12 protein-coding genes and 1 riboswitch are annotated in these 14,277 nt (G+C 42.9%); of the genes, 5 read left to right on the top strand and 7 right to left on the bottom strand.

Translation table 11 applies throughout. From position 1 onward, the window contains the following. Positions 1-108: 108 nt before the first annotated feature. The 4 genes from FCL46_RS04800 to FCL46_RS04785 form a co-directional block, all read right to left on the bottom strand. Positions 109-420: a hypothetical protein gene (locus FCL46_RS04800; RefSeq protein WP_136805242.1), complete on the bottom strand. Its 312-nt coding sequence runs from the start codon at positions 418-420 to the stop codon at positions 109-111. A 257-nt stretch (positions 421-677) separates the two neighbouring features. Next, entirely contained in the window at positions 678-1,061 is a 384-nt protein-coding gene (locus FCL46_RS04795) for a VanZ family protein (RefSeq protein ID WP_136805241.1), read from the bottom strand. Between the two features lie 33 nt (positions 1,062-1,094). After that, positions 1,095-1,619 (bottom strand): SEC-C metal-binding domain-containing protein, encoded by a 525-nt coding sequence (locus FCL46_RS04790; protein ID WP_136805240.1) that lies wholly within the window; start codon positions 1,617-1,619, stop codon positions 1,095-1,097. 116 nt (positions 1,620-1,735) lie between these two features. Then, complete coding sequence (locus FCL46_RS04785) at positions 1,736-3,907, bottom strand: adenosylcobalamin-dependent ribonucleoside-diphosphate reductase (RefSeq protein WP_136805239.1); 2,172 nt, start codon at positions 3,905-3,907, stop codon at positions 1,736-1,738. 984 nt (positions 3,908-4,891) lie between these two features. After that, positions 4,892-5,091, bottom strand: a riboswitch (cobalamin riboswitch). A gap of 397 nt (positions 5,092-5,488) precedes the next feature. On the opposite strand from FCL46_RS04785, the gene FCL46_RS04780 reads away from it, so the two are divergent. The 4 genes from FCL46_RS04780 to FCL46_RS04765 all read left to right on the top strand — a co-directional run bounded on the left by FCL46_RS04780 (position 5,489) and on the right by FCL46_RS04765 (position 9,124). Then, positions 5,489-6,499, top strand: a complete 1,011-nt coding sequence (locus FCL46_RS04780; RefSeq protein ID WP_136805238.1) for an omptin family outer membrane protease — start codon at positions 5,489-5,491, stop codon at positions 6,497-6,499. Between the two features lie 344 nt (positions 6,500-6,843). After that, positions 6,844-7,251 (top strand): bacteriohemerythrin, encoded by a 408-nt coding sequence (locus FCL46_RS04775; protein WP_136805237.1) that lies wholly within the window; start codon positions 6,844-6,846, stop codon positions 7,249-7,251. Between the two features lie 193 nt (positions 7,252-7,444). Then, positions 7,445-8,290 carry an alpha/beta fold hydrolase gene (locus FCL46_RS04770; RefSeq protein ID WP_136805236.1) on the top strand — a complete coding sequence of 282 codons (846 nt, stop codon included), beginning with the start codon at positions 7,445-7,447 and terminating at the stop codon, positions 8,288-8,290. Between the two features lie 333 nt (positions 8,291-8,623). Continuing rightward, complete coding sequence (locus FCL46_RS04765; RefSeq protein ID WP_136805235.1) at positions 8,624-9,124, top strand: hypothetical protein; 501 nt, start codon at positions 8,624-8,626, stop codon at positions 9,122-9,124. 249 nt (positions 9,125-9,373) lie between these two features. Here the strand turns inward: FCL46_RS04765 and FCL46_RS04760 are convergent, their stop codons facing one another. Both FCL46_RS04760 and FCL46_RS04755 read right to left on the bottom strand, forming a co-directional pair. Beyond that, positions 9,374-10,030 (bottom strand): response regulator, encoded by a 657-nt coding sequence (locus tag FCL46_RS04760; protein WP_136805234.1) that lies wholly within the window; start codon positions 10,028-10,030, stop codon positions 9,374-9,376. Between the two features lie 80 nt (positions 10,031-10,110). Further along, positions 10,111-11,547, bottom strand: coding sequence for a bifunctional diguanylate cyclase/phosphohydrolase (locus FCL46_RS04755; RefSeq protein ID WP_136805233.1), 1,437 nt, complete (start codon positions 11,545-11,547; stop codon positions 10,111-10,113). A 452-nt stretch (positions 11,548-11,999) separates the two neighbouring features. Here FCL46_RS04755 and FCL46_RS04750 point away from each other — a divergent pair, with 452 nt between their 5' ends. Beyond that, positions 12,000-12,386 carry a hypothetical protein gene (locus tag FCL46_RS04750; RefSeq protein WP_136805232.1) on the top strand — a complete coding sequence of 129 codons (387 nt, stop codon included), beginning with the start codon at positions 12,000-12,002 and terminating at the stop codon, positions 12,384-12,386. A gap of 106 nt (positions 12,387-12,492) precedes the next feature. On the opposite strand, the gene FCL46_RS04745 is transcribed toward FCL46_RS04750, so the two are convergent. Continuing rightward, positions 12,493-14,223: an acyl-CoA dehydrogenase family protein gene (locus FCL46_RS04745; RefSeq protein WP_136805622.1), complete on the bottom strand. Its 1,731-nt coding sequence runs from the start codon at positions 14,221-14,223 to the stop codon at positions 12,493-12,495. Positions 14,224-14,277 lie beyond the last annotated feature (54 nt).

Raw genomic sequence — 14,277 nt, 5'->3', positions numbered from 1 at the left:
GGTGGGGTGCTGCTGAATAGTTACAAGTAATATTTCATGCAAACGAAACAGCCAAGGGAGTGAATCACTCCCTTGGCTGTTTATCATATACACTATCAGTGAGTAGTATCATACACGAATGTCAATAGTACCGGGACGTTGCCTATCTGATGACTGCTCGTCGGCGCTTGGCTGCAGTTCCTGCTGCTCTTCTGCCGGGTTTTCATTTACTTCACTTGTCTCAGATACCGCTTGGGCAGCAGTAGCCAACGTTGCGGCTTCAGCAGAAATTGTTACCGTATCGCTGGGTGGAGGAGTCTGCTCCTGACTTGTTTCCTGCGGCCTTTCACTCTGCCGCTCACTCGTCTGATTTGTACCACTCTGTCTTAAGAGCTGTTCAGTCAATATTGACGAACTGAGCCCGCCTGTTTCTTCTATCATCTCATACCTCAATCGGCTAAAGATTGTTGAGAATTTCTCTCACTTTCACAGTATAAGGCCAGAATGTTCGTCAGGCAAGTCTAAAGTCATTTAACATTGCCCGCTTCGAGTGAAGTGCAGTACATATTTCCGCTAAGATTATTATTGCGGCCAGATAGATAAAACAGGTCAACAAAGCCGTCTTCTGCAAATCAACGAGACAATTTTTGCAATCGGAATTGTCACCGTTATTCAATTAAGATGCGACAGGTTACTGATTATGACCGACTGCGAATACGTTTGTACATCAGCCATGCGAAGCAAATCAAAAGAGCCCCGGAAACATCAGCTATGAGATCCCCCAGGCTTACAAAACGACCAGGAATAAATGACTGATGATATTCGTCTGAAATGCCGAATATAAGACAAATAGTGATGGTTGTAACTATTACGCGGACGGGTGAATTACCTCTGGATTCCCTACAGTGTGCAACAATGATACTGAGTGCGAGAATTGCATATATGGTGAGATGTGCCAGCTTATCCATACCCGGAAAACTAGGCAGATCAATGGAATCACCGGTCTGGTGTGAAAGAAAAAAGATGGTCCCCATGACAACAATCATGGGGACCATTCTATACTGCTCAAACGTACTTCTCATTCTATTATCGTATAACCGAGGAGTCGTTCCCTGCTAAGCCGCACTGTCCGGGACATTCTCAACATGCACCTGACGTAACTGCTCAGGACTGAATTTCTTCCTGATTCGACGCAACATTGCGCTTATCTCGTGAGCCGGCGCATCTTCCTGTACAGTAACTGTACGATCAGCATACGCGGTAAGCACAAGCTTTTTGTTTTTAACTTCAAACGTATGGCTCCAGTTCACTTCAATTGTTTCAGGTGTTTCATCAATCTCAGCAGCTATGCGCTCTCCGCCTTTTGCCACCTGAATACAATCACAGTCGGTCATTTCAAGCAACCATGCGTCACCGGCAGCATTGGCGTAGAAAAAGAATACACCGATTTCACGGGATGCTTTTTCACGTTTTTCTGCAAGTTCCTGAATGGTCTCAACACCACTCATTAATGTGACTTGAGCCACCTGTTCAGGTGTCATTGGCTTTGGGCGTACAGCAGCCGCCGTATTTGCGCAACAATGCTTATATTTCTTCCCGCTCCGACACGGGCATTTTTCATTTCTGCCGATCTTAGCCATTTACTTCCACCTCACAAGAAACCGGATCGCTGGTCGCCATCCCATAATACCTGAAAGAATACAACCATGAGCGACCGTGCATAGTAGCAGGCCCTCACGGCTAAACAGTATCTATATCAGGAGCATTTACTGTAGCCACAATCATGGCAGGTTTCACACCCCTCTTCGAAAATCAGGGTTCCTGAACATTCAGGACAAGTCGAGGCAAACCCACGCTGTGTTCCCGCCAGAAAAGATTTGAACAATTTACTCAACTGAGCAGGAAGGTCAAGCATATGTCCACTTGAACGATCAAGCTGCTTGATAATTTCGTCCATCGGAACATTGAAACGAAGAAGAAGAGATACCAGACGACAGGTAGTTGTCCACATGGTGGACTTATCCTTCAGGTCAACCCTGTTATCAAACGGAAATTTTGCAAAAACCTCCATCGGCTTCTCGTTTTCGTCAAAACATACAATGATGTACACCGACTTCGAGTCCTGATCTTTTACACGATAGCGCTTAGCATCAAGGGTATCCGGCAGATTGTTCTTTATAGGTCCATTTTCAGAGACCATCGCCATGTCTTCAGCAGCTGATGCACTCTTGGTGTTGAGCACCTGAGAATCCCGGGATCCATCGCGATATACAGTCAAGCCCTTACAACCGAGATGATAGCCTGTAATATACGAGAGTTTCACTTCATCTCTTGTGGCGTTATTCGGCAGATTGATAGTCTTGGAGATGGAACTGTCAACACCGCTATTCTGTAAAACACCCTGCATAGCGATATGGTCTTCAGGTTTGATATCCTGAGCGGTGCGAAACACCTCCTGCCACTCTACCGGAATTTCATTATGCCCTATGACTGTGCCGCTATCAGCGACCTTGCTCATCAATTCTTCAGAGTAGAACCCCTCTTCACGGGCAATCTGCTCAAAGTGCTTGTTGACCATGATAAGTCTGTCGCCGTCCATGACGTGTTTAACCATAACAATTGAGAAGTATGGCTCACAACCAGAACCACAATCAGCAATCATGGAAACAGTACCTGTAGGCTGGATCGAAGTAAGTGCAGCATTCCTACGTGGAGGATAATTATTATACTTAGCGTCGTACGCAGGGAAAGCACCTTTCTGCTCTGCAAGCTCTTCAGACTTTGCAGCGGCAGTATTCCTGATAAAACTCATTATCTCGCCGGCAAGCTCGCGGCCTTTCTCACTGCCGTATGGTATAGCAAGCTGAATCAACAGGTCATGGAGCCCCATGATACCCATGCCGATCTTACGCGTTTTCAGCGTCATTTCCTCAATTTCAGGAATCGGGAATCGATTGCAATCTATAACATTATCAAGAAAAGCAGTCGCATTCTCGACTGTTCTCTTTAACCGATCATAATCAACCCCGTCATTTTTGACGAAATTGGCAAGATTAATAGAACCCAGGTTACAACTCTCATACGGAAGCAGCCACTGCTCACCGCATGGATTGGTAGCTTCGAAGTCACCAAGCTGCGGAGTCATATTTGCCTTATTGGCTGTATCTATAAAGAGCACACCAGGCTCGCCATTATGCCATGCAAGATCAATAATCTTTTCGAACACCTCACGGGCATCAAGGCTCTTTATAACGATACCGCTTGAAGGTTCTACAAGATCATACTCAGTTCCCTCTTCAACAGCTTTCATAAAGACATCGGTAATACCGACACTGAAGTTGAAGTTATTAAACCGCTCCTGATCTTCTTTGGCGGTGATAAAATCCATAATATCAGGGTGATCAACACGAAGAACTCCCATATTTGCGCCCCTGCGTTTACCGCCCTGCTTGATGGTCTCAGTTGCTGCATCAAAGACTGCCGCAAAAGAGAGCGGGCCTGAGGCAACTCCCTGAGTGGAGCGAACAGATGCATTTTTAGAGCGAAGACGTGAGAAGGAATAGCCGGTACCACCGCCGGTCTTGTGTACCAGCGCACCGTTTCGAATGGCAGTGAATATGCCATCCATTGAATCCTCAACAGGTAATACAAAACAGGCAGACAGCTGACCGATATCGGTTCCTGCATTCATCAGACAAGGTGAATTCGGCAGAAAATCCATATGGTAGATCATGGTAAAAAAGTCTTCCCGCAGTTTCTCATATATAGGAAGATCTTTATCAACATCAGCTACTGCATTTGCAACCCTGCGACACAGGGTCTCCCATGTTTCAACAGGAGTGCCACTCTCATCCTTCATGTAATAACGTCGGGCAAGAACGGTTTCAGCGGTACTCGTCAATACCTGTTTAGTCAAATCAGGTGCCATAAACTTCCTCTCTTCTCTTTGCAAATATAATGGTGATGGTGAGGCGCAACAACGTCCCCGCTTTTGCACAGAAATACATCTTTCCCCCACTGTGTCGGAACGTTTTTTCGATTACATCCAGCGCCTGGTCTCCGCCCAGGCACAACCCAGCTTATACTCTACATTTATGGTATGCTCAACAACAAACTACAACATGTGGTAGGAAAACAATTTCGTAAAAGACCAGGGGAAATGTGAAATCATGATAACAATAGTAAGATTGGGCCCTCCGTTAAAGCAAAGGACCCAACTCACAAGACAACCAGTCCGGCCATTTTTTTTCAATATAAATTTACATATTTTTTTGACTGAAAATGGCTTCATCAACGATTCAATTTTCAATCAAAAAAAAGGGTGTTCAAAAACTATCTGGCCTCCTTTTTGCTATTGACACCAGATTGTAAATGGCACGGATTTTCAGATTCTCAGTAAAACCTGTAACATTTCATACTGAAATAGTTCGGTTTATCATCCACGTCTGGCTTCCTCAGCTATCCGCTTGTATTTAATTAATATTGCCTGAAATGTATCCCAATCTTTTGTTGTTACTAAACTCTGCTTAATAAATGCTATCTCACTTTTTGCCATTAGAATTCCTCCAACAATGAATACATGAAAAATAATTATGCAGGTCCACACATTACAAACCTGCGTGCTCAACAATGTTTAAAAACACTGCTTCTCTCCCGCCACACTGCCTAACCAGCAAAACAGACGTAACAATTGCACCATAGAGCGTATGAATACGTCATGTTGATCTGGATCACACCCCAAAGCCAACATGGTACATCTACAGGATAGGCTTGTGGTTCAATTTTAAAACAGTATACGGCTGGATAAGCTGATAATACGGATGGTTTGAAGACTACATTTACAGATTGATGGTAAGTAAAAATAATTTGGCATGACTCTCTCCTTTTCGCGAGGTGACGAGTTGATTATGAAACACTTCATTAATGTGTGGCAGGTCTTCGGACTTACAGGCAGATTCGTATACCTACTCATCACCGCTTCCCGGGTTTTTCCCAGTGCTCTATGGCGATTTTCGTTCCTGTTTACCGCTGCGCGACAGTTCCGGTTTTACACCGGATTCCCTTTTCACGTCCTCAGCAAGCTGATTCAGAACCACGTATTTACTGTGACTATATGCAGATATGTTCTCTACCAAATAATCACTGACTATTCCGCTAGTGTACTCCTCTTTTTTCTATATTCAAGCGGAATTTTATTACGGCATGAAATCATTCAGTTATTCATTTCAATGCATGCTATACAATAATTGCAAATCAATCCTAACACTTTTAAAGGTTCATTTTTGAAAATTAATTACTTGCGACATTCAACCTAGGCGGTGTAATTATTAGAATAGGCAGCATTTCACACACAACTTAACTACCAGCGTCAATGCTCCATCATGATTCTTATTGTAAATAGATCCTTTAGCTTTCCGGGTCATCTTTCTGAATTGTTACAGCCAACACCTCAAAAACAGATATCTCACAACCTATGGTTCACATAATTAACTCTGCTTGAGGAGGTAGAATGTTCTCACACGATCTTAAAAAATCAACGTTTGCAGCAGGTGTCGCTACCCTGTTAATCATTTCATGCACCTGCCTTCAGGCTGCACCTACAGCAGCAATCCCAGGAATGGAATCTGTAGAAAACAACACGTCAATAACCATTAATGATTCTGTTGGTATAATTTCCGGTAGATTGTCACTGGGTATACTTAATGGAGAGTCCAACGAACTTGTTTTTGACCAGAATACAGGAAACACAATCAGTCATCTTACATGGGAACTTGAGAATGTTATGATGGTAGGTGCAGGGCTTACGGTAACGCCGGCGCCCTGGATTACACTCAATATGGACCTGTGGTTCAACGTTTCGGACGGAAGCGGTTCAATGGATGATTACGACTGGAATAGTTCTGGTGGCGACTGGACAGACTGGTCACATCATGAGGATACTGAAGTTGATAGCTACTGGTTGTTTGACATTAATGCGGAAATGCCATTTTATAAACAACCTACATCCACATTTTACGGCATCCTGGGTGTGAAAAGAGATAATCTGGAACTCACTGCCAGTGGTGGAGATTATATATACTCATCTCAATCAGGTGTACGGGACCTTACCGGCAGCTTCGCCAGTGGAGTACTTGGTATATCCTATGAACAGATTATGACAACACCGTACATCGGGCTTGGCTTCAATGCCAATTATGCACCTTTCACATTCTCAGGAAGTGTCATTGGCTCCGTCCTTGTCAATTTTGAGGCAACCGACATACATCATCTCAGGAATCTCGAATTTGAGGACGATTTCGAAACAGGAACAATGTTCGGGATTGATCTCGCTGTGGCTTACAGTTTCTCCGACAGGCTTCACCTCATGGGCAGCTTTAATTATGTAAATTATGAGGAAGTTAAAGGCTCTACCACAATCACAGATCTCACAGACGGCTCGTCCTATGTCATTGGTGGTGATGTAGCTGGTTCCGACAATAATTACAGTCTTTTCATGGCAACGCTAATGTACATTTTTTAGTGAGTAGATAAAATTACTACATGATAGATATTCTCAATCGATATTTACAAGCGGGCCTGGTTATGCAATTTAACAAGGCCCGTTTTAGTTTGTCCTTTTAGAGGGAGTTAATAGGTATTTTTTCACATCATATAGAGTTTTCATATCATCTTTGACTCAGCGACATGACCTCCAGATCGAGTACATATTCATTAACATGATTCTGAATCATCAATATTTCCTATACTTTTAGACGACATATCAACCAAATACGGCTTGCCACTCCGCTCATATGTGGTATAGTTTTGGCGATCAATGTGCAGGTAAACTTCAGAGTAAATCGATAACTTAATCAAGTGATAGGTATGGAAATAATTACGTGGACAAAATCGTTTAGTGTTGGCGTTAAGGAAATGGATGATCAGCATAAGAAACTAATCGCTATGATCAACCGATTAATTGAAGAGCAGCATACCCTTACCGAGCCTGAAACTATTGCTGAACTCCTTACAGGCATGACAGACTATGCCCTGGAACATTTTCGTGCCGAAGAGTATCTCATGTCTGAATACGGATACGAGAACCAAGCCCGTCAGGTTAAATCTCATGAAGAGTTCATCGCCAGAACAATGGATTTCATGTCATCAACAGAAATTGGGCCCAATATACTTTCAAAAGCCCTGCTCGAATATCTGAAATCCTGGCTCGTAGGTCATATCCTTAATGAAGATATGCAATATAAAGCATTCTTTGCCCATAAAGGTGTTTCATAATTGTTTTTCAATAATCGCCTCCTCGTAATATGAGGTGGCGATTGATCCTCCCTGAAACCAACTCAAGCAATCTCCTCGAAGCAGATGTCTCCGTAATCAAGATCTCACCATCTTCAACAACAGTGCAAATATTACACACTCAAGTTATCTGATCGTTCACACTTGCTATTCACCCTAATAGTTGTGAATATATGTGTTCAAAGCCAATCAACGTAACCCATTTATTAGTATAAACAGCCATACTCACAAGCGCATGCAACTCCACTCCCGAAAATACGGCTCTGGCCCACCTGTTATCATTCTCCATGGCCTTTTGGGGATGTCGGACAACTGGATCAGTGCAGCAAAAAGTATTGCTGAGCGTGGTTTTTGTGTGCATCTTCCTGATCTTCGCAACCACGGGAATTCGCCCCATGCCGACACTCACAGATATCCGGACATGTGTGAAGATTTAATATATTATCTCAACAATGAACAGTTAGAGTCATCACGGATCATCGGTCACTCCATGGGAGGTAAACTTGCTATGATAATGAGCTTGCTGCATCCCGAAAGAGTAGAAAAGCTCGTTGTTGTCGATATAGCTCCTTCTGATTATCGCAAACCTGAAAACACTTTCCACGCCAGACTTATCAGCACCCTGCTGCAAATGGACCTCAGTGCCTACACCAGGCGTTCAGAGATCAGAAAAGCACTTGAAGTGCAGACAGGTGACAACGACCTGGCTATGTTTCTTACAAAAAACATCACCAGAGATAACCAGAAAAACACTTTCAAATGGAAATGCAATCTACCGGTATTGTATAAATTCATTCAACACCTGCATACTGGTCTTGAAGATCTTGACCTCTATGCTCCCTGCTCCGTCCAGACACTTTTTGTTAAAGGCAACGACTCTACCTACTATACGGAAGAACATGAATCGGATAGACAACATTTTTTCCCTGATTCAAGAGTCATAGGGATAGATAATGCAGGCCATTGGCTGCATAGCCAGCAACCTGCTAAATTTCTAAATATCCTGGCAAATTTCCTATAGAATCTGTTTATTTCCCAGCCACATCCTGCCTACTCCCGTAATTTCGTTTCACTCCGGAGTGCAATCCCACCAGCTTGTGTTTTTTATTCATACGTATGACAACGGCTGACTGTAACAGGACAGGCCTTAAGCGCATATCACGTGCACTGATTATCCGTAAATAATTTCACAGGATAAATTGCGGTTCTCAACGCATCATAAAACACGTACAATATTTACATGTCAGGAAAACTTCCCGCCTATAACCGGATTGTTAGAACCTGACTGCCAACGGTTAAATAGCAGAGACGTTGTAATCTAATAGAATGACAATAAATCGTACAGAGGGCTGACATGAACAAACGTATATCAATACTTCTTATTGGCATAGTTACTATTATGATAACCAGTTGTACGCCTACACCTGGCAGACAGTATGCGGGATTAAAAAGCAACCTTGAGGTTGAGCGGATGTTTCGGACTGGCGAAATGTTACCTCAATTCAAATACTACTTCAATGGCCCGGAAAGTGTACCAAGAGCCCTGTTAGCATTAGATCGAAAATATATACTCAAATCACAGTTCTGGCACGAGATTGAGAGCAATAAGCAACTTCAGGAGTGGATCTCTGAATTCCGGAGGATAGACGGTGAATTTGATGACATTGAATATGTCAAAGTAGACTACAGAGGTATTGATATACTCGCAGCAGACAGCCACCGAATCGGAATGATTTACACACGATACCATTGGGTTGTAGCCTGGAAGGGAGAAGGTAACGACATATATGTCCTTCAGCCAGAACCAAGCGGAACTCAAAAAACACGCTTCCACAGATTTTACCACAACGATTAATTACAGTCACTACCTCCGACATGCTTCTGGCGACACGTACTCACGGCATAGTTAGACTGTCCGAGAACAGGAAGTAACCTGCAGATTGCTCCAGTGCTTTCACCCTTCAGGCGAACCGGGTACGTAAATGTCCCGCGTAATATATCTATAGTTAAAGATAACTACAGCGGCGTGGCTTGTGCCTGGATCTGTAATAAACGTTATTGTTGAGAAATGCGGGTTAGTGAGAAATACTACATTACAGTTATTTTATTGTTGAGGAAAATGCTGGCGTAACTCCAACAGCATTTCATGAACACCTGTACATGATAGCTTATGCATGATTTTGGTCCGATGAACCCTAACAGTTTTAGTACTTATAAAAAGTGTCTGTGCAATCTGGTCCGGGTTCAGCCCCTGGGCAATCAGCGACGCCACCTCATACTCTCGAGGACTAAGCGTTGATGCCGCATCACGCTCTGTTCCTTTTCCATGTATCAGTTCCACCATAATAGTATCGGGAATACTGCTGCTCAGAAAAATTCGTCTATTCATCACATCCTTAACTGCTGCGACAAGCTCTTCTGTTTTATCGTTTTTAAGAACATACCCAAGAGCACCTGCATGAAATGAACGAACTATATACTCTCTGCTGTTATGCATTGTGTACATGATTACCCGTGTCTTTTTAGACACTTCACGCATACGACTGATGAGACTGATACCATCATAACCCTGCAGAGTTATATCCAGAATCGCGACATCCGGCTGAGTTTTCTCAACGAGTTTCAATGCTGATTTCCATTCATTTGCTTCTCCTGAAATTACAAATGAATGTTCCTTATCAAGAATTCTATTTAAGCCATGACAAATAACAGGATGGTCATCAATGATCACAATAGAGACAGGCATAACAGGTCCAATCATAGGGATTTAAAAGACTCTTCTGCAAAAGAAATGGCCAAAACAAAAGACAGAGACACGTGTTGTAAGGTATTTCCGAAATGTTAATTTACTGAATCTGTATCACTTCCAAGTATGAAATCTCGTACTTCGTGAATCGTCTCACTCTCGTTAGGATCGTACTCACTGAAAGTTTTACTTATGGAAAGAACATCCGCATACTGGTTATAAAACTCAGCCGCTTCGATTTCCATCTGAATCCGCTGAACCAGGCCCATGGCGATACTTAACTGACATTCACTGAAAGCAAGGAAAAAACTATTATGGCCCCTGTTGATAACCAGATCCGTCCCCCTTACGTTTTGCAAAAGTACTTCTCCGAAAGACGCTGTCAACTCATCCACCGCATGATAGCCATGATCTCTGTCAACTGCTGCGATGTTATCGAGTTCTAATATCGCCACGCTCAGGTGGAGCCTACCTTGCACAGCGTAATCGAGTAATTTTTGTAAAACAAGGACACCCGGTTGAGAGGAGAATACAATATCAATTTTCTCCGCCTGCTTAGGTACTTCAAAAAATGTCTCTATTTTTTGTAACTCCTCGATGTAATTGCGTACTAAAGTGTCTGGTCGGCATGCTTCTATATAGTGGTCCGGGATCGAGGCAAATCTACTGGTAAGCTCCTCATCCAGCTGAGTATTACTGATGTCATACATTATTGCCAAAGCATCCTGATGCGACTTGCCTTTTCGATATGGTCGGTCTGTAACAAGAGCAGAATAGGTATCTGCCACCGCGATCATTTTTGAAACAAATGGAATGGCTTCCCCCGGAAGGCCTTGATATCCATTTCCATCGATCCGTTCATGATGGTATTTTATCCAATCGATGATCCCCTTCAGATCATCACGCTTTGCAATCAGCGTACTGCCAATCATCGGGTGTTGACGAATAAGTGCCCATTCTTCTTCACTCAACCGCCCTACTTTATTCAACACATCCTCCGGGACACCGATTTTTCCGATGTCATGAAGCAGACCAGCGTGCTCCAGTATACCCTTCGGAATCTTTTCACGAATGTCCACTGGCAGATAATTCCATAAAAGAATCAGAAGATTAGCTACATGCTCAGAGTGTCCTATTGTATACGGGTCGCGGATCTCTACTGCACTGACCAACATTTTGACAGAATCTGTATAGGTAGACTGCAGACACGACAACATCTTCTGCTGGATCACAACGCCAAACAGCACAAAAACAGCCCCGAAAAAGAAGATTAAACCGACAAAGAGTTCACTGACAATTTTCACACCCGCAATCAGCGTTGTAAAAACAACCACATAGCCGACAATAAAAAAACCCATCAAAAAAAGATGAGAAATGTTCAAAATGTTTAAATTGCCTGAAGCATGGGAACCGCTAAAATCCTGATCCTTGATAATCCGCCTGTACATTGCCAAACTTACAATCATCAGGATTGCACCAGTACCGATCAGGATAAGTACAAATATCGTGGACAAATTCAAAAACAATCCCATGTAATATCTCTTTTTTCACTCAGGGAATACAATTACGATTCAGGTTGCGTTCACAATACTCTCACATCAACGCCGGCTAGCTCAATCACAGTGTGTGAAAAAACCGGCCAAGGCCAGCTACTGAGATCAACTTGCGAAGGGAAGTATATTTATGCTTATATTTAAGTATACGTATGCATAAGAACCGGGCAAGTACAATAACGTCCTCAACATGACAGCCTCCTTTTAAGGCAAATGGGTTTGTCAAATCGCAAAGCGGGATTTTAACCTAAATAGAGACGCTCTTTAAACTTTACCAGAACCAGAAATAGGACCTCGGAATATACGTTTACCAGAGAGGATACAATTATGAGAACAACGAGGTCAGCGAAGATTCTGAGAGTTAGATGGTAAACACCGTTTGATTGTATATGCTGCAAAACACACAACTACCCCTCAACAAGGAGTACCTTATGCGACTCGTTATCATCTCTATGCTCCTATTCTTACCTTCTCTCTCATTTGGTCTTGATTATCAGAATATGAACTCAGCAGACATGCAGGAAATGATGCAACAGATGCAGAAGGTTCAGCAATGTATGGAAAGTATAGATCAGCAGCAATTACAAAGCTTACAGAATCAATCAGAAGAGTTTAAGGCAGAAATTGACGATCTCTGTGCTCAGGGAGACCGGTCTGAAGCCCAGAAAAAGGCACTTTCTTTCAGTAAGAAAATGAGCAAAAATCCAGCAATGAAACAAATGCGTAAGTGTGGCGAGATGGCAAAAGACGCTCTACCGAACATGCCACAGATAGCAGGACAGGAAGATTACTCGAACAGCCATGTCTGCGATCAGTAAATTCAGTACAGGCAATTTCCTGCTAAACCAGCTATACAATCTGGACTACCAGCTCACACAATATTGTACGTGAGCTGGTAGTCCGGTCTTGCAGATTATGTGCAGGCTATGAATTCATTTCATACTGGCCATTCATCGAGTAGACATATGTTTCCCAAACAGCATTAAAGCGAGATTTGTCAACTACCGGACGTTTGACCATCCTATTACAGATTTTTTGTTGAATAAATGTAGCACTGCCTTTTGTATAAAGTTGCAGCGCATATTTTGAAAAATCCCGAATCATAACATCAAAAATCTGGTCAATTACGCAATCATCAATACCAAGTAATTTTGCATTCTCCAGAATAAGCTGACCATAGACAACCAGCGTAAAAAGCTCACCGAGATTTAAAAGAAAATCAAAATCCTTGATCTGCTCTTTATTCGGTTTGCCGGCCACCAGAAATATTTTCAGCAATCGTATCTGCTTCTTGAAGATATTGACATTAGGCAGATTGACGGAGTTGTATATTTTCTGATAATCATGAAATCGCGTTTTCCCAAGCCCTTTGGTAGCGCCCTGATTAAAGAGAAAATCATCGTTTTCAGCTGCGATTCTTCTGCCAGTCTCTTCGTACTTTCCAGGCTTAAAAAAGTAATTTGCCATAAACTTGATGATCAGCGCCATATTCACATGCACAGTCCCTTCCAGTTTTGGAAGCGCACGGATATCACGTGCTGCCATCTCAAAATACATATCTTTTTCAAATCCTTTGGCTGCTATCACGTCCCAGAGTGCATTAATTACATCTTCCCCCTGAGTGGTAACCTTCATTTTCACCATCGGGGTAAATAGCAGATAGCGTCTATCATCAGGTCCAGCCGAGCGCACATAATCAATGGCCCGTAGCGCAAAAAGCTTCATTGCCGCAAGGCGGGCATAAGCATCAACAAAGAGCTGCTGCACATGTATAAAATCAGTAACATAGTGATCAAATAGCCGGCGGTTTGCAGCATGATTAAGTGCTTCGTAGTAAGCATGCGTACTGATTCCAATTGAAGCCCAACCGAGATTAAATTTTCCTACATTGACCGTATTGAGAGCCATGTCCCAGGCATCACGACCTTCGGCAAGAATATCCTTTTTAGTAATCGGATATTCGTTGAGCGTATATTCCGCTACATAGTTTTGGGAGTTGATGACGTTTTTCACCAGCTCGTAATTTTCATGCTGGGAATTCACCGCAAAAAATACATATTCACCAGAATCTGAGAATTTACCAAACGTTGAGACCAGCGCCGCTTCATTGGCATTTCCGATGTAATACTTGCTGCCGCTTGCTGTATAGCTGCCATCCTCCTGCGGTGTCAGATCCATATCGCTTGCGTAAATATCTGCTCCGTGCTCTTTTTCTGATAATCCAAAAGCAAATATTTCACCGTCTTTGAGCAGCTTTGCCGTCTTTATCTTTATCTCTTCATTCGTACTCATCCAGATCGGGCCGAGCCCTAAAATCGTCACCTGCCAAGTGTACCAGTAGCTCAGACCGTAAAAACCAAGAACTTCATTTATTGCACAATTCCTGCTCGTGTCCCATCGATCATTGCCAGTACCATATTGGGCCGGAGTTAAAAATGTGGCAAAGAGTTTTTCTTCTTTTGAGAATTCCAGAAAATCAGCATACCAGACACGATCATGATCATCTTCCAGCAACCGCTCTTTACCTTTATTCTCAAAAAAACCGATTGTTTTTTTAACCAGTTCACGTGAACCGGCATCGAGATGTTGATACGTTTCAGTTTTGGGATTAAGCAGTAGATTCCTGGTTGCTTTAATGACCTGCTCCTGAGACATTGGAGTGTCAACGGCCTTGTCGTCGCGGTTTAGAAACATCATAATAACATCCTC

The sequence above is a fragment of the Desulfosediminicola flagellatus genome, assembly GCF_005116655.2.
GTDB classification, from domain to species: domain Bacteria; phylum Desulfobacterota; class Desulfobulbia; order Desulfobulbales; family Desulfocapsaceae; genus Desulfopila; species Desulfopila flagellata.
Note: the sequence above shows the minus strand (reverse complement) of the source record. Positions and strands in the feature narration are given on the sequence as shown.